This window comes from Paenibacillus sp. R14(2021) (assembly GCF_019431355.1).
In the GTDB taxonomy this organism is placed as follows: Bacteria; Bacillota; Bacilli; order Paenibacillales; family Paenibacillaceae; genus Paenibacillus_Z.
In genome coordinates this window covers 3,521,199-3,543,352 of record NZ_CP080269.1, presented here as the reverse complement: position 1 = coordinate 3,543,352, position 22,154 = coordinate 3,521,199, and the positions used below count along the sequence as shown (strand labels likewise).

Sequence of the window (22,154 nt, the reverse complement as noted above, 5' to 3'; positions counted from 1 at the left end):
ATGCTGCGCAGTTTGAAAACCGATATCCAGACTATACTCGAGAACGATCCCGCTGCCCGGAATAAATTCGAGGTTATTTTTACTTATTCGGGTCTTCATGCGATCTGGGCTCACCGGTTCGCGCACGCGTTATTCAAGCGCAAATGGTATACGCTGGCACGCTTGATTTCGCAGACGAGCCGGTTTTTTACGGGGATTGAAATCCACCCGGGAGCGCAAATCGGCGAAGGTCTGTTTATAGACCACGGGATGGGCATTGTCATTGGGGAAACCTGCGAAATCGGAGATAACGTCGTTATCTATCAAGGCGTCACGCTCGGCGGCACCGGCAAAGAGAAAGGCAAGCGGCATCCCACCATCGGGAACAATGTTGTTATTGCATCCGGCGCTAAGGTTCTAGGCTCTTTCAAGGTTGGAGACAATGTGAATATCGGGGCGAACTCCGTCGTTCTTCGAGAGGTTCCGCCCAACAGTACGGTCGTCGGTATTCCAGGCAGAATCGTCAAGCGGGACGGCGCGCGCGTAAATGACCGGCTAGACCACGCCCAGCTCCCCGATCCTGTCATCGAGATGCTTCGGACGATGCAGAAGGAAATTGCGGATTTACGGGCCGAATTGGATAAGGAAAAACATAATCATAAACAACCTGTTGCTGGAGGAGAGAAGAGACCATGACCCTGCGTATCTATAATACGATGACCCGCGAGAAAGAAGTTTTTACGCCTCTTGCTGCGGGTAAAGTAAACATGTATGTGTGCGGGCCGACCGTATACGACTATATTCATATCGGCAATGCGCGTCCGGCGATCTTCTTTGATGTTGTCCGTCGGTATTTGGAATCGATAGGTTATGCCGTTAATTATGTCGTTAACTTTACGGATGTCGACGATAAATTAATTCGCAAGGCGGAGCAGCTGGGTACGACGGTACCCGAGGTAGCTGAGCGTTTCATTGCGGCCTTCAAAGAAAATATCGAAGGATTGGGCATTCACAAGGCGACGATGAACCCGCGGGTAACGGAGAATATGCCGGAAATCATCGCGCTGATCGAGGAGCTTGTGGCTAATGGCAACGCCTACGAGAACGGCGGAGACGTCTTCTTCCGTACGAGCACGTTCGCGGATTACGGCAAGCTGTCACATCAGAATTTGGAGGAGCTGCAGCTTGGCATCCGGATCGGCGTCGACGAGCGCAAAGAAAGCGGCCAAGATTTCGTGCTGTGGAAAGCGGCGAAGCCAGGGGAAATCAAGTGGGAAAGCCCATGGGGACCGGGACGTCCGGGCTGGCATATTGAGTGCTCGGCGATGGCGCGCAAATATTTGGGCGATACGCTGGACATTCACGGCGGCGGACATGACCTGCAGTTCCCGCATCACGAATGCGAGATTGCGCAGTCGGAATCGGTAACGGGCAAGCCGCTTGCGAACTATTGGATGCATAACGGGTACATTAACATCAACAATGAGAAAATGTCCAAGTCGCTTGGAAACGGCATTACGGTGCATGAAATGCTAAAGACGATTAAGCCCGCAGTCATTCGATATTTCATGCTGTCCGCGCATTATCGGAGCCCGCTGAACTTCAGTGACGAGACAATTGCACAGGCGGAGAACAGCGTCGAGCGCATCGCTAACTCTGTGGCAAACATCAAGCACCGTCTGGAAGTGGCAGTCAGTGCGCCCGGCGAGGAACAGGCTGCGCTTCAAGCGCGTGTTGCGGAAATCGAGGCGCAGTTCCATGCCAAGATGGATGATGATTTTAATACGCCGGATGCCATTACTGCCATATTCGAGCTGGTGAGCGAAGCCAATCTTCACTTGCAGCGGCCAGTTGTATCGGCAGAAGCGCTTCGCGTGCTCCTGTCGGCATTCGAGTCGTTTGACCGAGTGCTGGGCCTGCTCGCTGCAGACGAAGAACTGCTGGATGCGGAGATTGATGCGTTGATTGTGGAACGGACCGAAGCGCGCGGCAGCAAGAATTGGAAGCGTGCGGACGAGATTCGCGACCTGCTTGCGGCGCAGGGCATTGTGCTGGAAGATACACCGCAGGGCATTCGTTGGCGGCGCAAATGATGGACATCGGCATGGAAGAGCGGGAGAGTCTCTGGTTTCATGAACCGATGAAGCCCATTAACCTGATGAACCCCATTGTGCTTGCCTACATTGGAGACGCTGTGTTCGAGGTGCTGGTAAGGCAGTATTTGATTTCACTGCCCAACCATAAGCCGAATCATTTGCACAAGCAAGCGACACAATTTGTATCAGCCAAATCCCAGTATTTGATTTTAGAGAAATGGCGGCCGCATTTGACGGAAGAAGAGTCGGACATGATCAGGCGCGGGCGCAACGCGAAGTCTGGCACGATGCCGAAAAATGCGGATCCCGCCCATTATAAACAGGCGACGGCGCTGGAGTGTCTCGTTGGCTACTTATATTACGGAAAGAGAATCGCCCGTTTGCGCGAGCTCATGGAGATCGCTTTTGGAGAAACAGCAGAAACAAGCGACAACGTCGCATCGAAGGAGAATCACAATGAGTGAGCACGAAGAAGGTTCGCAGGAGTGGATTGCAGGCAAGCATCCCGTTATGGAGGCCATCCGCTCCGGCCGCGAAATCAATAAGATTTGGGTAGCGGAACAAGCGCAGAAGAATGCGCAGCCGATTTTGCTGGAGGCGAAGAAAGCGGGGCTTGTCGTACAGGTTGTCGATAAGCGCAAGCTGGATCAGATGGTGGAAGGCGCTGCGCATCAAGGCATCGTCGCGCAGGCGGCGGCTTACCGCTACTTTGAAGTGGAGGAATTGCTGGCGCGGGCGAAGGAAAGCGGCGTAACTCCGTTTTTCCTGCTGCTTGATGAAATCGAGGACCCGCATAATTTAGGTTCTATCCTGCGGACGGCGGAATGCACGGGGGTCCACGGCGTTATTATTCCGAAGCGTCGTTCGGCATCGCTCACGGCTACTGTGGCGAAGACCTCGGCTGGTGCGGTGGAATATGTGCCGGTAGCGCGCATTACGAATATGGCGCAGACCATCGACAAGCTCAAGGAAGCGGGCGTTTGGGTTGCGGGAGCGGATGTCGGCGCCAAGCAGGATGTGTTCGCATCTTCTACCAAATTCGATATGCCGCTTGCGCTTGTTATCGGAAACGAAGCCAAGGGCATCGGCAGACTCATTCGCGAGAAATGCGATTTCCTCATCAAACTTCCCATGCAGGGACAGTTAAACTCATTGAATGCTTCCGTGGCGGCAGGCGTGCTCATGTATGAAGTGCTGCGTCAGCGTTTGAACGGGTAGTCATGCGTCGGCGCGATGATGTGCTCCTGGTCGACGGCTACAACATGATCGGATCATGGCCGGAGCTTGCCTCGCTGCGCGACAAGGATTTGGAGGATGCCCGCGACAGGCTGCTGGAAATGCTGGCGGACTATCAAGGCTTTACCGGCATGATGGTCATTGTGGTATTTGACGCGCATCAAGTTCCGGGAGCGGGCTCAACCTTCAAGCAGCACCGGCTGACTGTCGTGTATACGAAGGAGAAAGAAACGGCGGATGCCTGCATCGAACGCTTAGCCTCAGAACTGGCGCAGCGTAGCCGCAACCTTCACGTGGCGACATCGGATCTGGTGGAGCAGCACGTCGCCTTCGGTAAAGGGGCGCTCCGTATATCAGCCCGGGAGCTTCTTATCGAAATCAAACAAAACCGCAAAGCCATTGAGCGGAAGGTCGAAGAGAAGAGCAAGGTGCGTAATGAGCTTGATGGTAATTTGAGCATCGATATTCGAATGAAGCTGGAAAAGTGGCGGCGAGGACAGAAGTAGATGCACAGGCGAGTCAATTTCGTGTTAGTTAAGGTGACGCAACCGACGAAGAAATCGGCTAAAGGCACCATTTTTGCTAGATTTAGAGGGCAGTTTCGGCGTCATCGTCATTGACGGTTCAAGGTTACGTAATGTATACTAAGTCTATGTTTCTGAACGGGGATAGCTGCTAGACTGTTTTGCGTAACAGTCAGGCTTACACGATCCGATTGATAATGACATTGGCGCCGGTAAATGGAATATGCTACTGAAGTTAAGGGCGTTGGAAGCCTTTCGAGCCGGAGGGATTGTTCGTGAGCATCGACCTCAGAGAATGGAAAACGCTGGATTTTGACTGCAAAACGGACGAAGACATTGTCGAGATGGTTCGCGACGGCGACGGCGAAGCGCTGGAGTATTTGATTAATAAATACAAGAACTTTGTCCGGGCCAAAGCACGTTCCTATTTCCTTATCGGGGCCGACCGCGAGGATATCGTCCAAGAAGGCATGATCGGACTCTATAAAGCGATACGAGATTTTAAAGGGGACAAGCTCGCTTCTTTCAAGGCGTTCGCTGAGCTGTGCATAACGCGGCAGATCATAACCGCGATTAAGACGGCCACGCGGCAGAAGCATATTCCCTTGAATTCCTATGTTTCGCTGGACAAGCCGATTTACGACGAGGATTCAGACCGCACGCTGCTAGACGTCATCTGTGGCACGCGCGTCTCCGATCCGGAAGAACTGATTATAAACCAGGAAGAATTCGTAGGGCTTGAGGACAAAATGTCCGAAATTCTCAGCGATCTGGAACGCAAAGTGCTTATGCTTTATTTGGATGGCAGGTCTTATCAGGAAATCGCAGTCGATTTGGATCGTCATGTGAAATCCATCGACAACGCGCTGCAGCGTGTGAAGCGCAAACTTGAGAGATACCTGGAAGTCCGCGACATCGGTATTTAATAGGGTTTAACCGGAGCCGAAACGGGGCTCTTTTTTTATGGGAAGGTATAATAGGGTTTAAATCTTCCGCCCAGCGACCATACTGGGTAGTGCGGAAATGATTTTTCGTCTTTTTTGCGCTGTTGCCTCGGATTGGAACACGAACGTGCTGCAAGAGAATAGAGAGGCTTTGCGGAGCAGGTTTCCGTTGACACTACCTATTGCTTGTGATAAAGTGTTTTGGTAGCCCTAAATAGGTCTTTTTTTATTATGGGTCAATCAGGCTAGATTCACATACAGCGTTTTATGCTTAGTTTGGGAGGTGTCAACAATGCGGGTTATTATTACGTTGGCTTGCACAAACTGCAAACAAAGAAACTATGCTTCCAGCAAGAACAAACGGAATCACCCTGACCGTATTGAGATGAAGAAGTTTTGCAAGTATTGTAACGAGCATACTCCTCATCGCGAAACAAGATAGGTCAATTTGGAGGTGTGGACGTGGCATTTTTAGCTAAACTGAAGCAAAGCTTCGGGTCGACGTTTTCCTTCTTCACCGACAGCTTCGCGGAATTGAAGAAAGTCCGCTGGCCAAGCCGTAAGGAATTGACAAGCTATTCGCTCGTGGTATTTTTCACGATCCTAGCTGTAACGATTTACTTCTGGGTTCTGGACATTGGAATTTCCGCATTGGTCGAACTGATTGTTTAAGAAGGGGCCAAGGGTGGCTTGTTATGGAAATCATGGAAAAAAGATGGTATGTTGTTCACACCTATTCTGGGTATGAGAACAAAGTAAAAGCGAACCTCGAGAAACGCGTTGAATCCATGGGCATGGAAGATAAAATCTTTCGTGTGCTTGTACCGATGGAGGAAGAAGTGGTAGACAAAGACGGTAAGAAAAAAACCGTCATGCGTAAAGTTTACCCCGGCTATGTCCTCGTCGAAATGGTTCAAACGGATGATTCTTGGTATGTCGTTCGCAACACACCAGGCGTAACTGGCTTCGTCGGTTCAACTGGCTCCGGTTCAAAACCAACTCCGCTTTTGCCTGATGAAGTGGAACAAATTTTGAAACACATGGGCATGGAAGAGCCGAAACCGAAAATCGAATTCGATTTGAAGGAAACAGTACGCGTTAAAGTCGGGCCATTCGCTAACTTTGTCGGAACCGTGGAAGAAATTCTACTCGACAAAAGTAAGTTGAAGGTTCATGTCAACATGTTTGGAAGAGAAACTCCGGTTGAACTGGACTACGGTCAAGTGGAGAAGGTTTAACGGACCGTTCCTCAAGAGCATGTGATTATTACGGCAAGGAGGTGTTCATCATGGCAAAAAAGGTCATCAAGTTGGTAAAACTGCAAGTTCCAGCGGGTAAAGCGAATCCGGCTCCGCCGATCGGTCCAGCGCTAGGTCAAGCAGGTGTTAACATCATGGCGTTCTGTAAAGAGTTCAACGCTCGTACAGCGGATCAAGCGGGTTTGATTATCCCGGTTGTAATCACTGTATTCGAGGATCGTTCGTTCACTTTCGAAACAAAAACGCCGCCGGCTGCAGTTCTTCTTCGCGTAGCTGCTAAGATCGCTAAAGGTTCCGGTGAGCCGAACAAGAAGAAAGTCGCAACGGTTAAACGTTCTGTTGTTCGTGAGATCGCTGAACAAAAAATGCCTGACCTCAACGCAGCTTCTGTAGAAGCAGCAATGCGCATGGTTGAAGGTACAGCGCGCAGCATGGGCGTTATCGTCGAGGACTAATTTCGATAGATGCACCATGCTTCGGACACGCTAGACTGCGTTGTCTGACTGACGGACCGGTTGGTTTCGTTCAGGTGGGAGGGTCTCCGTATTCGTATGGAGGATTTTCCGTTATTACCACATAAGGAGGAGAATTTTAATGGCTAAGCATGGTAAAAAATATCAAGAAGCTGCAAAGCTGATTGATGCTGAAGCGACTTATGAGTCGTTTGAAGCAATTGAACTCGTTAAAAAAGCCGCTACTGCAAAATTCGACGAAACTGTTGAAGTTGCTGTGCGTCTGGGTGTAGACCCTAAGAAACAAGACCAAGCTGTCCGCGGTGTTGTTGTACTACCGCACGGTACTGGTAAAACAAAACGCGTACTCGTTTTTGCGAAAGGCGATAAAGCTAAAGAAGCAGAAGCAGCAGGCGCAGACTATGTTGGCGATGCTGACGTAATCGCTAAAATCCAACAAGGCTGGTTCGAGTTCGACGTTTGCGTTGCGACTCCGGACATGATGGCTGAGGTTGGTAAGCTCGGCCGTATCCTCGGCGGTAAAGGCCTTATGCCTAACCCTAAAGCGGGTACAGTAACGTTCGACGTTACGAAAGCCGTTCAAGAGATCAAGGCTGGTAAGATTGAATACCGTCTCGACAGAGCAGGTCAAATCCATGCACCGATCGGTAAAGTGTCGTTCGACTCCACAAAGCTGAACGAAAACTTGAAAGCACTGATTGATGCGCTGAACCGTGCAAAACCGGCTGCAGCTAAAGGGGTTTACCTGAAAGGTATTTCTGTTTCCTCGACAATGGGTCCAGGCGCTCGTTTGAACGCTTCTGCATACCGCTAAGAGAACAGAAATTTAAAATCGAATATGCATACCGAAGACAGTAGGTGCCTTCATGAAGAGGCTTAATTTCCTACCGAGGTGTTATGATAAACGTGTTTGTACGCTTTCATCCTCCGGGATGAAGTGAGTAACGGACCATCATGGCCTTCGCACTGTCTGCGGGGGCCTTTCTCATGCATCGCGGGGAAGGAATCCGCTGCAACAATCGGGATGTTGACAACATAACGGGAGGTGTACATTTTGGCAAACGCAAAAATCATTCAAGATAAAGAGCTGGCTGTTGCAGAGATCACGACGAAACTTCGCGAGAGCTCGAGCACAGTTGTTGCTGATTATCGTGGTCTTAACGTAGCGCAAGTAACTGAGCTTCGTAAACAATTGCGCGAAGCTAACGTCGAGTTTCAAGTATTGAAAAACTCGCTCGTTCGCCGTGCAACTGCACAAGCGGAACTGACTGAATTGGATGCTGTTCTGGCCGGCCCTACGGCCATCGCTTTCAGCAAAGAGGATGCAGTAGCTCCAGCCAAAATTTTGGCTGACTTCGCTAAAAAGAACGATGCTTTGAAACTTAAAGGCGGCGTTGTTGAAGGTCAAGTATTTAACGCGGATCAAATCAAAGCGCTGGCAGATCTGCCATCCCGCGAAGGTTTGCTTTCCATGCTTCTCAGCGTGCTTCAAGCACCTATGCGCAACTTTGCCCTTGCGGTTAAAGCTGTTGCAGAGAAACAAGAAGCTTAAGATGATTGGTTTGACTTGACCTTATGGTCGAGTCAGCATTCATCTAAGATGATTGGTTTGACTTGACCCATGGTCGAGTCAGCATTTATCTAAGACGATTGATTTGTGTAGACCTTTGGTCTACACAGCAATTATCTGCAATTCTGGCTTGCCGGATTCCATGCACGACCATACTAAAACAAATTATTGGAGGTTTATCTCATGAGTAAAGAGCAAATCTTGGAAGCCATTAAAGGCATGAACGTTCTTGAACTGAACGACCTGGTTAAAGCAATCGAGGAAGAATTCGGCGTAACTGCTGCAGCACCTGTAGCATTCGGCGGCGGCGCAGCAGCAGCTGTAGTTGAAGAGCAATCCGAATTTGACGTTATCTTGAACAACGCTGGTGCTTCCAAAATCAACGTTATCAAAGTCGTTCGCGAAATCACAGGTCTTGGCCTGAAAGAAGCGAAAGATCTTGTTGACAGTGCTCCAAAAGCAATCAAAGAAAAAGTATCCAAAGAGGATGCTGAAGCAGTTAAAGCTAAACTCGAAGAAGCAGGCGCTTCTGTAGAAGTGAAGTAATAAACTGCTTATAGCGGAAAGCCCCTTGAAGCGATAAGCTTCAAGGGGCTTCCTTTATTCCGCTGAACAGGAGGGATAACATGTCGGACCATTATTACACGCAAACTCCGGAGACGAAGCATGATCGCCATGAGCTCGAAACCGTGCTGCGCGGACATAAGCTGCGTTTTATGACAGATGCCGGCGTATTTTCCAAGACGGGAATCGACTATGGAAGCCGTGTCCTCATTGATGCGCTGCAAATTAGCGAACAGGCCCGTGTATTGGATGTGGGCTGCGGTTACGGTCCCATGGGGATTACAGCTGCGAAACTAGCTCCCGGCGGACATGTGACGATGATCGACATTAACGAGAGAGCGGTTGCTCTTGCCGCGGAGAATGTGCAGCGTAATGGCGTGACGAATGCAGTGGTTTTGCAAAGCGATATTTATGAGCAGGTGAAGGATCAGTCATTCGATACCATTATTACGAATCCGCCGATTCGTGCGGGTAAAGATGTGGTTCATCGGATCTTCGAGGAAGGCGAACGCTTGCTTGAGCCGGGCGGTTCAATGTGGGTCGTGATCCAGAAGAAACAGGGAGCACCGTCAGCAGCCGCAAAACTGGAAGCATTATTTGAAAGCGTAGAAGAAGTGACGAAAGACAAAGGCTATCGCATTTTTAGGGCAAGGAAGAGTCAATAGGCAGGGGTATAACAATTTGTTGACTTGAATTTGTCGATGTGGTATCATTATGAAATGTCAGCATTAAAATGGGCTCAATCTCTTTAGTAGACTAAAATGTCAAGCGCTTTTTTAAATGTATAGGAAGCGTGAAATTGACGTATAATGTTTACGTTTTGGGTCAAAATTACTTGGTATGAGACTTTTGCGGGGCAAGCAGCGTAGAAGCAGGACTGACTGAAGCACGCTCTTTTTTCGAACTTTCGATAAGGGCTTTTCTTTATTTGAATCAGAATTTGTTTGCTGCACATTCTGGTTACAGCAATGTTTGTGTATACAAGGTCATTGTTCACTTTCTGTGAAGCAGACATGAGGGGTGAGGTTAAGTTGGCAGGACAACTTGTTCAGAATGGGCGTCGCACGCGTAGAAGCTATGCCCGCATCCACGAGGTTCTCGAAGTTCCGAACCTGATTGAAATCCAACAAAAATCGTATGAGAAGTTTTTGGAGAAGGACTTGCTTGAGCTTTTCCAAGACATTTCGCCGATTCAGGATTTTACAGGCAATTTGATGCTAGAGTTCATCGACTATTCACTTGGCGAGCCGAAGTATTCTGTTGATGAGTCGAAGGAGCGCGACGTTACTTATGCTGCGCCGCTTCGTGTTAAAGTTAGGCTCATTAATAAAGAGACCGGCGAAGTGAAAGAGCAAGAAGTGTTCATGGGCGATTTTCCGCTGATGACCGAGACGGGCACTTTTATTATTAATGGTGCGGAGCGCGTCATCGTCAGCCAATTGGTGCGTTCACCTAGCGTTTACTTTAGCACGAAAGTAGACAAAAACGGTAAGAAAAATTACACGGCAACGGTAATTCCGAACCGCGGCGCTTGGCTGGAGCTTGAAACCGATGCGAAGGACATTATTTATGTCCGTATTGACCGTACTCGTAAAATTCCTGTGACGGTTCTTCTGCGTGCGCTTGGATTTGGTACCGATGCTGAAATTTTGGAATTACTGGGCCACGATGAGTATATCCGTAACACGCTGGATAAAGATAACACCGATTCCACCGAAAAAGCGCTTATCGAAATTTACGAAAGACTGCGTCCAGGCGAGCCGCCAACGCTTGATAACGCCAAGAGCTTGCTCGTCGCGCGTTTCTTTGATCCAAAGCGTTATGACTTGGCTAATGTCGGCCGGTACAAAATCAATAAGAAACTGCACATCAAGAACCGGTTGTTCAATCAACGTTTGGCTGAAACATTGGTGGATCCGTCCACTGGCGAGATTTTGGCTGAAGCCGGTCAAATGATTGACCGCCGTTTGCTGGATGAACTGATCCCGCACTTAGAGAACAACGTCGGATTCAAAACGTATCACGTTGCTAATGGTGTACTTGATGCGGATAGTATTCCTCTTCAAACCATCAGTGTATACTCGCCTCTTGATGAGAGCAAGGTCATCAAAGTCATTGCTAACGGCATTATCGATAAAGCCGTTAAACATGTGACTCCGGCTGATATTATTGCATCGATCAACTACTTTATTGACCTGCTGCACGGTGTCGGAAGCACGGATGACATTGACCATCTGGGTAACCGTCGTTTGCGTTCTGTGGGCGAGCTGCTTCAGAACCAATTCCGTATCGGTCTATCCCGTATGGAACGCGTGGTTCGCGAGCGCATGTCCATTCAAGATGCTAACGCGATCACGCCGCAGGCGCTGATCAACATACGTCCGGTCATTGCGTCCATTAAAGAGTTCTTTGGGTCCTCCCAATTGTCGCAATTTATGGATCAGACTAACCCGCTTGCCGAGCTTACGCACAAACGCCGTCTGTCCGCACTCGGACCCGGCGGTTTGACTCGGGAACGCGCGGGCTTCGAGGTCCGTGACGTTCATAACTCCCACTACGGCCGTATGTGCCCAATCGAGACACCGGAGGGTCCGAACATCGGGCTGATTAACTCCTTGTCCACATTTGCGCGCATTAATGAGTACGGATTTATCGAAGCGCCTTATCGCTGGGTAGATCCTAAAACAGGAATCGTAACGGAGCAGATTGCATATCTAACGGCTGATGAAGAAGATAACTATGTTATCGCGCAAGCAAATGCGAAGCTTACCGAAGAAGGCAAGTTCGTGGATGATGCCGTTATCGTACGTTATAACAAACAAGCCGATAATATTTTGACCATGCCTACGGAACGTGTTGACTATATGGACGTTTCGCCAAAACAAGTTGTATCCGTCGCGACGGCGCTCATTCCGTTCCTCGAGAACGATGACTCCAACCGTGCGCTCATGGGATCCAACATGCAGCGGCAGGCTGTTCCGCTTCTCATTCCGAAAGCACCGCTTGTTGGTACAGGAATGGAACATAAGTCTGCGAAAGACTCCGGCGTGTGTATCGTTTCCAAGCATGACGGTATCGTAGAACGCGTATCCGCAAATGAAATCTGGGTTCGCCGCGTCGAAATGGTCGACGGCAAACCGGTTACAGGCGATTTGGTGAAACATAAACTGCATAAGTTTATGCGTTCTAACCAAGGTACGTGCATCAACCAACGTCCGATCTGCCAAAAAGGCGACATCGTGAAGAAAGGCGACATCCTTGCGGATGGACCTTCTACAGAAATGGGCGAATTGGCCCTTGGCCGAAACGTAGTCGTTGCGTTCATGACGTGGGAAGGCTACAACTATGAGGATGCCATCCTGCTTAGCGAGAAACTGGTCAAAGAAGACGTGTATACGTCCATTCATATTGAAGAATATGAATCGGAAGCGCGTGACACCAAGCTTGGACCGGAAGAAATTACACGCGACATTCCAAACGTCGGAGAAGAAGCGCTCCGCAACCTAGACGAGCGCGGAATTATCCGCGTAGGCGCTGAGATCAGCGCAGGAGACATTCTCGTCGGTAAAGTAACGCCTAAAGGGGTTACGGAGCTGACGGCTGAAGAACGCCTGCTGCATGCGATCTTCGGTGAGAAAGCGCGTGAAGTTCGCGATACTAGTTTGCGCGTTCCGCACGGTACGGACGGTATCGTTGTAGATGTTAAAGTATTTACCCGCGAGAACGGCGATGAGCTGCCTCCTGGCGTAAATCAGTTGGTTCGCGCATATATCGCTCAGAAACGTAAGATCTCTGAAGGCGATAAAATGGCCGGACGTCATGGTAATAAAGGGGTTATCGCCCGCATCCTTCCGGAGGAAGATATGCCGTTCCTGCCGGATGGAACGCCTGTAGAGGTTGTTCTTAACCCGCTCGGCGTACCTTCGCGGATGAACATCGGTCAAGTGCTTGAAGTCCATCTTGGTATGGCTTGTAAGCGTCTTGGCATCCACGCCGCAACACCGGTATTCGACGGCGCGCGCGAGTATGACGTATTTGATTCCATGGAAGAAGCCGGCATGCAGCGCAACGGTAAAACGATCTTGTACGATGGACGCTCCGGCGAACCGTTCGAGCGTGAAGTTACCGTCGGCGTCATGTACATGATCAAACTGGCACACATGGTTGATGATAAAATCCATGCCCGTTCTACAGGTCCTTACTCACTTGTTACGCAGCAGCCATTGGGCGGTAAAGCTCAGTTCGGCGGCCAGCGCTTCGGGGAGATGGAGGTATGGGCGCTTGAAGCATACGGTGCAGCTTATACGCTGCAAGAGATTTTGACCGTCAAGTCCGATGATGTCGTTGGACGGGTTAAAACATACGAATCCATCGTAAAAGGCGAGAACGTTCCTGAACCGGGCGTTCCGGAATCCTTTAAAGTTTTGATCAAGGAGCTTCAGAGCTTGGGCATGGACGTGAAAATCCTGACCGAGAACGAAGAAGAGATCGAAATGAAAGAAATTGATGATGAAGATGACGGTACGTCGGATAAACTCAACCTCAATCTTGAAGGTTCGGAAGTCGGCGTGGAATAACGAGCTACAAGCTTTTCTACGAATGCCGGTTCGTCTTCACGGGCGAGTCAAGCCGGAGAGTGCCTTCGCGAGCACGCTCCGGCTGTAAGGCATTCATACAGCAAGATCAAAGTGAACCATGACGAAGGAGGGTTGCTCCTTGTTGGACGTGAACAACTTCGAGTATATGAAGATTGGATTGGCATCGCCGGATAAAATCCGATCGTGGTCCCGCGGAGAAGTGAAGAAACCGGAGACGATCAACTACAGGACGTTGAAACCGGAGAAAGAAGGTCTTTTCTGCGAAAAGATCTTTGGACCTACGAAAGATTGGGAATGCCATTGCGGTAAATACAAACGCGTTCGTTATAAAGGCGTTGTCTGCGACCGCTGCGGCGTTGAAGTAACGCGTGCAAAAGTACGTCGTGAACGGATGGGCCACATTGAGCTGGCAGCTCCGGTTTCGCATATTTGGTACTTCAAAGGGATTCCTAGCCGTATGGGCCTTGCGCTCGATATGTCGCCTCGTTCCCTAGAAGAGATCATCTATTTTGCATCTTATGTAGTAACGGATCCAGGGGATACGCCGCTTGAGAAGAAGCAGCTGCTCTCCGAGAAGGAATACCGCAGCTACCGTGAGAAGTACGGCTATGGCTTCCAAGCCGGCATGGGTGCTGAAGCAGTCAAGAAGCTTCTTCAAGATATCGATGTTGAACGTGAGCTGGAAACGCTGAAGGAAGACCTGCGTACGGCACAAGGCCAACGTCGTAACCGTGCGATAAAGCGTCTTGAAGTTATCGAAGCTTTCCGCAACTCCGGCAACATGCCGGAATGGATGATTCTCGATGTGCTTCCGGTCATTCCGCCTGAGCTTCGTCCGATGGTGCAGCTTGACGGCGGACGTTTTGCGACGTCTGACTTAAATGACTTGTACCGCCGTGTAATTAATCGCAACAATCGTCTGAAACGTCTGCTCGATCTCGGTGCTCCCGACATCATCGTGCAGAACGAGAAGCGTATGCTTCAAGAAGCGGTTGATGCGCTTATCGATAACGGCCGCCGCGGCCGCCCTGTAACGGGCCCGGGTAACCGTCCGCTTAAATCGCTCAGCCATATGCTTAAAGGTAAGCAAGGTCGCTTCCGTCAGAACTTGCTCGGTAAACGGGTTGACTACTCTGGTCGTTCCGTAATCGTTGTTGGTCCTAGCTTGAAGATGTTCCAATGCGGTCTGCCGAAAGAGATGGCGCTTGAGCTCTTTAAGCCATTTGTTATGAAAGAATTGGTTAATAAAGGTCTTGCGCACAACATTAAGAGCGCTAAGCGCAAAGTAGAGCGTGTCAGCCCTGAAGTATGGGATGTTCTTGAAGAAGTCATCAAGGAACACCCCGTTCTTCTCAATCGTGCCCCGACCCTTCACCGTTTGGGTATCCAAGCGTTCGAACCGATCTTGGTTGAAGGCCGTGCGATCAAGCTGCATCCGCTCGTTTGTACCGCCTACAATGCCGACTTTGACGGTGACCAAATGGCTGTTCACGTACCGCTGTCTGCGGAAGCGCAAGCTGAAGCTCGCCTGCTGATGCTGGCATCGGGTAACATTTTGAACCCGAAAGACGGCAAGCCGGTTGTAACGCCTTCGCAGGATATGGTACTCGGCAGCTTCTATCTGACGATGGACAATAAAGACGGTCAAGGCAACGGATCCGTATTTGCGACGGTGAACGAAGCGATTTCGGCATATCAACGTGGTATTGTATCCCTGCATGCTCGGATCTTCATCCCCGTTAAAGTGCTGAAGAAAACATCTTTCACGGATGCACAACAGAAAGCTCTGATTTCGACAACGGTGGGTAAAGTTATTTTCAATGAGATCTTCCCGCCTGATTTCCCGTATATCAACGAACCGACTAAAGTGAACTTACTTCAAGGTACGCCGGACAAATACTTTGTCCATGAGAAAGGCGCGGATCTGATTGAGTTCATGAACGGGATCGCACAAATCGGAGGAGTCGGCAAAGAGTATCTTGGCTTGATCATTGCGGAATGCTTCCGTCAATACCATACAACTCGTACATCCATTATGCTTGATCATATCAAGCAGCTTGGTTTTACGTACTCGACTCGTGCGGGTATTACGGTTGCGGTATCTGACGTTATCGTACCGAAAGAGAAACAAGAGATTCTAAGGGAATCTGAAGATAAAGTTAAAGTCGTCTCGAATCAATACCGTCGCGGTTTGATTACGAACGAAGAACGATACGATCGTGTCATCGAGATCTGGAGCAAGACTAAAGACCAGATTACCGAAATTCTCATGAAATCGATGGATCGTTACAACTCCATCATGCTCATGGTGGACTCCAAAGCGCGGGGTAACAAATCTCAAATCACGCAGCTTGGCGGTATGCGCGGACTGATGGCCAATCCATCCGGACGTATTATCGAGTTGCCGATCAAATCGAACTTCCGTGAAGGCCTCACAGTCCTCGAGTACTTTATCTCGACGCACGGTGCGCGTAAAGGTCTTGCCGATACAGCGCTGCGGACAGCTGACTCGGGTTATCTGACCCGTCGTTTGGTTGACGTTGCGCAAGACGTTATCGTGCGCGAAGATGATTGCGGAACAGACAAGGGCTTCAGAGTTAGCAGAATTCAAGACGGTAAAGAGGTCATCGAAGACCTGTACGATCGTATTGAAGGCCGTTACTCCTTCGAAACCGTCCGTAACCCGCAATCTGGTGAAGTTATTCTTCACCGGAACCAACTGATCGACTCGAACAAAGCTGAGGAAGTCATTGCAGCTGGCGTAGAGAGTCTGCAAATTCGTTCCGTACTGAGTTGCCGCGCTCGTCATGGCGTCTGCAAAATCTGTTATGGACGTAACCTGGCAACAGGTAAATTCGTTGAGATCGGTGAAGCAGTAGGCATCATCGCTGCGCAATCGATCGGTGAGCCGGGAACACAGCTTACTATGCGTACATTCCATACCGGCGGTGTTGCCGGAGACGATATCACGCAAGGTTTGCCGCGTATTCAAGAGCTCTTCGAAGCACGTAACCCGAAAGGTCAAGCGATCATTTCCGAAATCGACGGGGTTATTAAAGACATCCGCGAAACGAAGGATCGCCGTGAAATCGAAGTGCAGGGCGAAGCCGAGTCCAAAACGTATGCAGTTACGTACGGATCACGTATCCGCGTAGTCAAAGGCAAGCAAATAGAGGCTGGCGACGAGCTGACAGACGGCTCCATCGATCCGAAAGATATGCTTCGGATCAAAGGGATCCGCGGCGTGCAGAACTATATCCTTCAGGAAGTTCAGCGCGTTTACCGGAACCAAGGGGTAGAAATCAACGATAAGCATATTGAAGTAATGGTCAAACAAATGCTTCGTAAAATCCGGATCATCGAAGCAGGGGATACTGCGCTTCTGCCGGGTGCATTCGTTGATATTCATGAATACGAAGCGGCTAACCGCGAGGCGATTCTGTCTGGTAAAGAGCCTGCAGTTGCCAAGCCGGTTTTGCTTGGTATTACGAAAGCGTCGCTTGAGACGGATTCCTTCCTGTCCGCGGCATCGTTCCAAGAAACGACACGTGTCTTGACTGACGCTGCAATCAAAGGAAAAGTCGACCAATTGCTAGGTCTGAAAGAGAATGTTATCATCGGTAAGCTGATTCCGGCAGGAACGGGCATGCAGCGCTATAGAAGCGTGCACGTAGCTGGAATGGACGATGAAGTGGTTGAAGAACAGCTGGAAGCCGAAACGGTTTCTGTAGAATCCTAAAGGTTCAAGCTTGCCTTAAACGAACAGCATGAGGTCAAAGAGCGAGAGGGAGTTTTCGAATTGCTTCGAGAACGCCAGCCGCTCTTTGCGCTGTTAGGCGAGCAGGCGTGAATTTACATCTATTTCAATAACTATCTCTACAGCCATGCTTGACATTGTTATGATTAAAATGCTAATATGTCGTAGTGTGCCTAATCGCACAACCTCTGCACTGGTCAGTTTCGAGTGACTTGGAAGGATGGTTATTATGCGATTTATTATAGGTAGTAAACAAACGACGAAGTTGGTGGAGCAAGGCAAGGCCACCCAAGTCTATGTTGCGCAAGATGCAGATCCGCGGCTGAAGGACAATATTGTTCGGCTTTGCGAGACAGCAAGTGTGCCTATTATCTGGTCGGATTCAATGAAAAGCCTTGGGGAAACCTGCGGAATTGAAGTTGGCGCAGCGATGGCAGCGGTTATAACGGAAATCGAATAGGGAAATGTTGTTTTTACACCGCCAGAAGGCGAGGTAAAAACTTTCGTTTGTCTCTTTATGAACCGCCTGGATCTGTGGGCTTAATCGCCAATATGTCTTGAATGCTTTACTAATTGAGGAAGGGGGATGCAACATGCCAACAATTAACCAACTGGTCCGTAAAGGCCGTGAAGCGAAAATCGTTAAATCGAAATCGCCAGCGTTGCAAAGAGGATTCAATGCACTTAGACGTGAAGAAACAAACCTGAGCTCACCACAAAAACGCGGGGTTTGCACACGTGTAGGCACGATGACACCGAAAAAACCGAACTCCGCATTGCGGAAATATGCGCGTGTACGTTTGACGAACCGCGTAGAGGTTACGGCTTATATCGGAGGTATTGGACACAACCTTCAAGAGCATAGCGTAGTATTGGTTCGCGGCGGCCGGGTAAAAGATCTTCCGGGTGTTCGTTACCATATCGTGCGCGGTGCGCTTGATACTGCGGGTGTTAACAACCGTAAACAAGCTCGTTCCAAATACGGAACTAAACGTCCTAAAGTTAAAAAATAAGACAAGCATAGCCGGTAACGGTTAATCTTATCCTAAAATGTAAAACTAGAAGAAAGGGGGACTTCCACATGCCACGTAAAGGTCCAGTAACAAAACGTGATGTTTTGCCAGATCCGATGTACAGCAGCAAGCTTGTAACTCGTTTGATCAACCGTATTATGGTTGACGGCAAACGCGGTGTAGCGGCTACAATTTTGTATGATGCGTTCAAGCTTATCAATGAGCGTACAGGCAAAGACCCGATGGAAGTTTTTGAAGTAGCAATTAAGAACATCATGCCAGTACTTGAAGTTAAAGCACGCCGTGTCGGCGGTTCGAACTATCAAGTGCCGATCGAAGTTAAACCAGAGCGTCGTACAGCGCTTGGTCTCCGTTGGCTCGTGAACTACTCACGTAACCGCGGTGAGAAAACGATGGAGGAGCGTCTAGCTGCCGAAATCATCGATGCTTCGAACAACACAGGTTCATCCGTTAAAAAACGCGAAGATACACACAAGATGGCTGAAGCGAATAAAGCGTTCGCTCACTATCGTTGGTAGAATTCGCATAAACGAAAGGAGACTGAATTATGGCAAGAGAGTTCTCCTTGAAAAATACGCGTAATATCGGGATCATGGCGCATATTGACGCAGGTAAAACAACCACAACGGAGCGGATCCTGTTTTATACAGGCCGTACCCACAAAATCGGCGAGGTGCACGAAGGTGCAGCAACGATGGACTGGATGGAGCAGGAACAAGAGCGCGGAATCACGATTACGTCCGCTGCAACGACTGCTCAATGGAATGGTCACCGCATCAATATTATCGACACCCCGGGACACGTTGACTTCACAGTAGAAGTTGAGCGTTCCCTTCGCGTATTGGACGGGGCCGTTGGTGTTTTCAGTGCAAAGGAAGGCGTTGAACCGCAATCCGAAACAGTTTGGCGTCAAGCTGACCGTTACGGAGTACCGCGGATCGCCTACGTCAACAAAATGGATATTATCGGCGCAGACTTCCTTAACGTAGTTAGAGATATGCGCTTGCGTCTTAACGCAAATGCTGTAGCTATTCAATTGCCGATCGGTGCAGAGAACGACTTCGTAGGCGTAATCGACTTGGTTGAACGAGTTGCTTACAAATACAAAGACGATCTTGGTAAGGATCCGGAGAAAATTGAAATCCCTGCAGAATACAAGGACCAAGTTGAAGAACTCCGCTTGGAAATGATCGAGAAAGTTGCTGAGCTTGATGAAGAGCTCACAATGAAATATCTCGAAGGCGAAGAAATCACTGTTGCTGAGATTAAATCCGTACTTCGCAAAGGTGTTTGCGATGTTAAGATCTTCCCAGTTATCGTTGGTTCTTCGTACCGTAACAAAGGCGTTCAGCTGATGCTTGATGCAGTTGTCGACTACTTGCCGGCACCGATCGATGTTCCTGACATCAAGGGTCACCTTGAAGATGGTACGGAGACGATTCGCAAGTCTGCTGATGACCAGCCTTTCGCAGCACTGGCGTTCAAAATCATGACTGATCCTTACGTAGGTAAACTGACGTTCTTCCGCGTATATTCCGGCGTTCTTAGCTCCGGTTCGTACGTTGTGAATGCAACGAAAGGCAAACGCGAACGGATCGGCCGTATCCTTCAAATGCATGCAAACAGCCGTCAAGAAATCAGCGAAGTTTACTCCGGTGACATCGCAGCTGCGGTAGGCTTGAAAGATACAACAACTGGTGATACGCTATGCGATGAGAAGAACCCGGTTATCCTTGAGTCGATGAACTTCCCTGAGCCGGTTATCCAGCTCGCGGTTGAGCCTAAGACAAAAGCTGACCAAGACAAAATGGGTATCGCTCTTCAAAAGCTATCTGAGGAAGATCCTACGTTCCGTGCACATACGGACGAAGAGACTGGCCAAACGATTATCGCTGGTATGGGTGAGCTTCACCTTGAAATCCTTGTTGATCGTATGCTTCGTGAATTTAAAGTCGAAACTAACGTTGGTAAACCGCAAGTTGCTTACCGTGAAACGTTCAAAACGGCTGCGAAGGTCGAAGGTAAGTTCGTTCGTCAATCCGGCGGACGCGGTCAATTCGGACATTGCTGGGTTGAATTCTCCCCGCTTGAGCCAGGCTCAGGCTTTGTATTCGAGAACAAAACAGTGGGTGGTTCCATTCCACGTGAGTTCATTGCTCCAATTCAAGCAGGTATCGAAGAGTCGATGAAGAATGGTGTCGTTGCCGGCTTCCCGGTAGTAGATATCAAAGCAGTCGTAGTCGACGGTTCCTACCATGACGTTGACTCCTCGGAGATGGCGTTCAAAATTGCTGGTTCGATGGCGCTTAAAGCAGCGAAAGAGAAATGTAGTCCGATTCTGCTTGAGCCTATCATGAAAGTAGAAGTTAGCGTTCCTGAAGAGTACATGGGCGATGTTATGGGTATGTTGAGCTCCCGCCGTGGACGTATCGAAGGTTCGGACACACGCCATGGTGCGTTGATCGTTCGTGCTAAGGTGCCTCTGGCTGAGATGTTCGGTTACTCGACGACACTTCGGTCCGGTACGCAAGGACGCGGCGTGTTCTCCATGGAGCTTTCGCACTATGAAGAAGTACCACGTTCGATCTCGGAAGAGATTATCTCCAAATCCAAAGGCGCTGCACAATAAGGGCCCTTTAAACAAACTTGTTTCGTATAAGTTGCACGTTGGCCGAATGATGGATGACCTATCGGCTCCCATTCGGCCGATCACATAATCTTCTAAATATGAAGGAGGAAGAGTTCAATGGCTAAGGCTAAATTTGAACGTAATAAACCGCACGTTAACATTGGTACAATCGGTCACGTCGACCATGGTAAAACAACGTTGACTGCTGCTATCACAACTGTACTTTCCAAAAGATATGGTGGCGCTGCTGTAGCGTTTGACCAAATCGACAAAGCACCAGAAGAGCGCGAGCGCGGTATCACAATCTCCACTGCTCACGTTGAGTACGAAACTCCTAACCGCCACTACGCACACGTTGACTGCCCAGGTCACGCCGACTATGTTAAAAACATGATCACTGGTGCTGCACAAATGGACGGAGCAATCCTGGTTGTATCCGCAGCTGACGGCCCAATGCCGCAAACGCGTGAGCACATCCTGCTTTCCCGCCAAGTAGGTGTACCTTACATCGTCGTGTTCCTGAACAAATGCGACATGGTTGAAGATGATGAATTGCTTGAACTCGTTGAGATGGAAGTTCGTGACCTTCTTAGTGAATATGAATTCCCAGGCGACGACACGCCAATCATCCGTGGTGCAGCTCGTGAAGCGCTGCAAAACCCAGAGGGTGCATGGGCTGACAAAATCATCGAATTGTTCGAACAAGTTGATACGTACATCCCGACTCCACAACGTGATACTGACAAACCGTTCCTTATGCCAGTTGAGGACGTGTTCACAATCACAGGTCGTGGTACAGTTGCTACAGGACGCGTTGAGCGCGGCGTAGTTAAAGTATCTGACGAGATCGAAATCATCGGTATCGCTGAAGAAACTCGCAAATGCGTAGTAACAGGCGTTGAGATGTTCCGTAAATTGCTTGATTCCGCACAAGCGGGCGACAATATAGGCGCATTGCTTCGTGGTGTTGACCGTAAAGACATTGAGCGTGGTCAAGTTCTGGCTAAGCCAGGTTCCGTTAAACCACACACAAACTTTACAGCTCAAATCTACGTACTGACTAAAGAAGAGGGCGGACGTCACAAGCCATTCTTCACAGGTTATCGTCCACAGTTCTACTTCCGTACAACTGACGTAACGGGTATCATTTCCCTGCCAGAAGGCACAGAAATGGTTATGCCTGGCGATAACATCACAGTAACGGTTGAGCTGATCGCTCCAATCGCACTGGAAGACGGTACTCGCTTCGCTATCCGCGAAGGCGGTCGTACAGTTGGTGCCGGTGCAGTAGCATCCATCCAAAAATAATACGGCTGCAGCGTAAGCTGCGGCTCTGAAACCCTCACTACGGTGAGGGTTTTTTCTTTAATTTGATGTTTGCAGGGAATGCGTTCCTTCATTAATAATAGAAAAGACTTGTTAAAAGGAAATCACGAGACTCTATAACTATTTGTACTTATCGAGCTAAATAAGAAAAACAATGAAAACTGA

The 22,154-nt window shown here is 49.3% G+C and carries 21 protein-coding genes and 1 other annotated feature; all 21 genes read left to right on the top strand.

The window, feature by feature from the left end; genetic code table 11:
- Positions 1–675, top strand: coding sequence for a serine O-acetyltransferase (cysE, locus tag KXU80_RS16610; protein WP_219834350.1), 675 nt, complete (start codon positions 1–3; stop codon positions 673–675).
- Positions 672–2,072 (top strand): cysteine--tRNA ligase, encoded by a 1,401-nt coding sequence (gene cysS / locus KXU80_RS16605; RefSeq protein ID WP_219834349.1) that lies wholly within the window; start codon positions 672–674, stop codon positions 2,070–2,072. The genes cysE and cysS overlap by 4 nt, the downstream gene beginning before the upstream one ends.
- Positions 2,057–2,539 carry a Mini-ribonuclease 3 gene (locus tag KXU80_RS16600; RefSeq protein WP_308858095.1) on the top strand — a complete coding sequence of 161 codons (483 nt, stop codon included), beginning with the start codon at positions 2,057–2,059 and terminating at the stop codon, positions 2,537–2,539. The genes cysS and KXU80_RS16600 overlap by 16 nt, the downstream gene beginning before the upstream one ends.
- Positions 2,532–3,293: a 23S rRNA (guanosine(2251)-2'-O)-methyltransferase RlmB gene (gene rlmB / locus KXU80_RS16595; RefSeq protein WP_219834348.1), complete on the top strand. Its 762-nt coding sequence runs from the start codon at positions 2,532–2,534 to the stop codon at positions 3,291–3,293. Before KXU80_RS16600 ends, rlmB begins: the two co-directional genes overlap by 8 nt.
- A gap of 2 nt (positions 3,294–3,295) precedes the next feature.
- Positions 3,296–3,817, top strand: coding sequence for an NYN domain-containing protein (locus KXU80_RS16590; RefSeq protein ID WP_219834347.1), 522 nt, complete (start codon positions 3,296–3,298; stop codon positions 3,815–3,817).
- Between the two features lie 293 nt (positions 3,818–4,110).
- The gene (gene sigH / locus KXU80_RS16585) at positions 4,111–4,761 is read left to right on the top strand and encodes an RNA polymerase sporulation sigma factor SigH (RefSeq protein ID WP_219834346.1); all 651 of its coding nucleotides are present in this window, start codon (positions 4,111–4,113) and stop codon (positions 4,759–4,761) included.
- 310 nt (positions 4,762–5,071) lie between these two features.
- Positions 5,072–5,221 (top strand): 50S ribosomal protein L33, encoded by a 150-nt coding sequence (gene rpmG / locus KXU80_RS16580; protein ID WP_090583192.1) that lies wholly within the window; start codon positions 5,072–5,074, stop codon positions 5,219–5,221.
- A gap of 20 nt (positions 5,222–5,241) precedes the next feature.
- The gene (gene secE, locus KXU80_RS16575) at positions 5,242–5,451 is read left to right on the top strand and encodes a preprotein translocase subunit SecE (RefSeq protein ID WP_219834345.1); all 210 of its coding nucleotides are present in this window, start codon (positions 5,242–5,244) and stop codon (positions 5,449–5,451) included.
- Positions 5,452–5,483: 32 nt separating this feature from the next.
- A complete protein-coding gene (gene nusG / locus KXU80_RS16570) occupies positions 5,484–6,017 on the top strand; it encodes a transcription termination/antitermination protein NusG (protein WP_161705150.1) in 534 nt (177 codons plus the stop codon).
- A 50-nt stretch (positions 6,018–6,067) separates the two neighbouring features.
- Complete coding sequence (gene rplK / locus KXU80_RS16565; RefSeq protein ID WP_090649030.1) at positions 6,068–6,493, top strand: 50S ribosomal protein L11; 426 nt, start codon at positions 6,068–6,070, stop codon at positions 6,491–6,493.
- 139 nt (positions 6,494–6,632) lie between these two features.
- Positions 6,633–7,325: a 50S ribosomal protein L1 gene (rplA, locus tag KXU80_RS16560; protein WP_219834344.1), complete on the top strand. Its 693-nt coding sequence runs from the start codon at positions 6,633–6,635 to the stop codon at positions 7,323–7,325.
- A 13-nt stretch (positions 7,326–7,338) separates the two neighbouring features.
- Positions 7,339–7,507: a sequence feature (ribosomal protein L10 leader region), on the top strand.
- A gap of 58 nt (positions 7,508–7,565) precedes the next feature.
- Positions 7,566–8,063: a 50S ribosomal protein L10 gene (rplJ, locus tag KXU80_RS16555; RefSeq protein ID WP_219834343.1), complete on the top strand. Its 498-nt coding sequence runs from the start codon at positions 7,566–7,568 to the stop codon at positions 8,061–8,063.
- A 201-nt stretch (positions 8,064–8,264) separates the two neighbouring features.
- Positions 8,265–8,627: a 50S ribosomal protein L7/L12 gene (gene rplL / locus KXU80_RS16550; RefSeq protein ID WP_219834342.1), complete on the top strand. Its 363-nt coding sequence runs from the start codon at positions 8,265–8,267 to the stop codon at positions 8,625–8,627.
- Positions 8,628–8,707: 80 nt separating this feature from the next.
- Positions 8,708–9,310, top strand: coding sequence for a class I SAM-dependent methyltransferase (locus KXU80_RS16545; protein ID WP_219834341.1), 603 nt, complete (start codon positions 8,708–8,710; stop codon positions 9,308–9,310).
- 348 nt (positions 9,311–9,658) lie between these two features.
- The gene (gene rpoB, locus KXU80_RS16540) at positions 9,659–13,222 is read left to right on the top strand and encodes a DNA-directed RNA polymerase subunit beta (protein ID WP_219834340.1); all 3,564 of its coding nucleotides are present in this window, start codon (positions 9,659–9,661) and stop codon (positions 13,220–13,222) included.
- Positions 13,223–13,361: 139 nt separating this feature from the next.
- Entirely contained in the window at positions 13,362–16,982 is a 3,621-nt protein-coding gene (gene rpoC / locus KXU80_RS16535) for a DNA-directed RNA polymerase subunit beta' (protein ID WP_219834339.1), read from the top strand.
- A 247-nt stretch (positions 16,983–17,229) separates the two neighbouring features.
- Positions 17,230–17,460: a ribosomal L7Ae/L30e/S12e/Gadd45 family protein gene (locus tag KXU80_RS16530; protein WP_219834338.1), complete on the top strand. Its 231-nt coding sequence runs from the start codon at positions 17,230–17,232 to the stop codon at positions 17,458–17,460.
- Positions 17,461–17,593: 133 nt separating this feature from the next.
- On the top strand, positions 17,594–18,013 hold the full coding sequence (gene rpsL / locus KXU80_RS16525) for a 30S ribosomal protein S12 (protein WP_219834337.1): 420 nt from the start codon (positions 17,594–17,596) through the stop codon (positions 18,011–18,013).
- A gap of 68 nt (positions 18,014–18,081) precedes the next feature.
- On the top strand, positions 18,082–18,552 hold the full coding sequence (gene rpsG / locus KXU80_RS16520; RefSeq protein ID WP_161705072.1) for a 30S ribosomal protein S7: 471 nt from the start codon (positions 18,082–18,084) through the stop codon (positions 18,550–18,552).
- A 29-nt stretch (positions 18,553–18,581) separates the two neighbouring features.
- Positions 18,582–20,663 (top strand): elongation factor G, encoded by a 2,082-nt coding sequence (gene fusA / locus KXU80_RS16515; RefSeq protein ID WP_219834336.1) that lies wholly within the window; start codon positions 18,582–18,584, stop codon positions 20,661–20,663.
- A gap of 117 nt (positions 20,664–20,780) precedes the next feature.
- A complete protein-coding gene (tuf, locus tag KXU80_RS16510) occupies positions 20,781–21,971 on the top strand; it encodes an elongation factor Tu (protein WP_219834335.1) in 1,191 nt (396 codons plus the stop codon).
- Positions 21,972–22,154 lie beyond the last annotated feature (183 nt).

Excerpts from the sequence above, each read along its gene's own strand:
- cysE (WP_219834350.1), top strand. The coding sequence starts at position 1 with ATGCTGCGCAGTTTGAAAACCGATATCCAGACTATACTCGAGAACGAT.
- cysS (WP_219834349.1), top strand. The coding sequence starts at position 672 with ATGACCCTGCGTATCTATAATACGATGACCCGCGAGAAAGAAGTTTTT.
- rlmB (WP_219834348.1), top strand. The coding sequence starts at position 2,532 with ATGAGTGAGCACGAAGAAGGTTCGCAGGAGTGGATTGCAGGCAAGCAT.
- KXU80_RS16590 (WP_219834347.1), top strand. The coding sequence starts at position 3,296 with ATGCGTCGGCGCGATGATGTGCTCCTGGTCGACGGCTACAACATGATC.
- rpmG (WP_090583192.1), top strand. The coding sequence starts at position 5,072 with ATGCGGGTTATTATTACGTTGGCTTGCACAAACTGCAAACAAAGAAAC.
- nusG (WP_161705150.1), top strand. The coding sequence starts at position 5,484 with ATGGAAAAAAGATGGTATGTTGTTCACACCTATTCTGGGTATGAGAAC.
- rplK (WP_090649030.1), top strand. The coding sequence starts at position 6,068 with ATGGCAAAAAAGGTCATCAAGTTGGTAAAACTGCAAGTTCCAGCGGGT.
- rplA (WP_219834344.1), top strand. The coding sequence starts at position 6,633 with ATGGCTAAGCATGGTAAAAAATATCAAGAAGCTGCAAAGCTGATTGAT.
- rplL (WP_219834342.1), top strand. The coding sequence starts at position 8,265 with ATGAGTAAAGAGCAAATCTTGGAAGCCATTAAAGGCATGAACGTTCTT.
- KXU80_RS16545 (WP_219834341.1), top strand. The coding sequence starts at position 8,708 with ATGTCGGACCATTATTACACGCAAACTCCGGAGACGAAGCATGATCGC.
- rpoB (WP_219834340.1), top strand. The coding sequence starts at position 9,659 with ATGAGGGGTGAGGTTAAGTTGGCAGGACAACTTGTTCAGAATGGGCGT.
- KXU80_RS16530 (WP_219834338.1), top strand. The coding sequence starts at position 17,230 with ATGCGATTTATTATAGGTAGTAAACAAACGACGAAGTTGGTGGAGCAA.
- rpsL (WP_219834337.1), top strand. The coding sequence starts at position 17,594 with ATGCCAACAATTAACCAACTGGTCCGTAAAGGCCGTGAAGCGAAAATC.
- rpsG (WP_161705072.1), top strand. The coding sequence starts at position 18,082 with ATGCCACGTAAAGGTCCAGTAACAAAACGTGATGTTTTGCCAGATCCG.
- fusA (WP_219834336.1), top strand. The coding sequence starts at position 18,582 with ATGGCAAGAGAGTTCTCCTTGAAAAATACGCGTAATATCGGGATCATG.
- tuf (WP_219834335.1), top strand. The coding sequence starts at position 20,781 with ATGGCTAAGGCTAAATTTGAACGTAATAAACCGCACGTTAACATTGGT.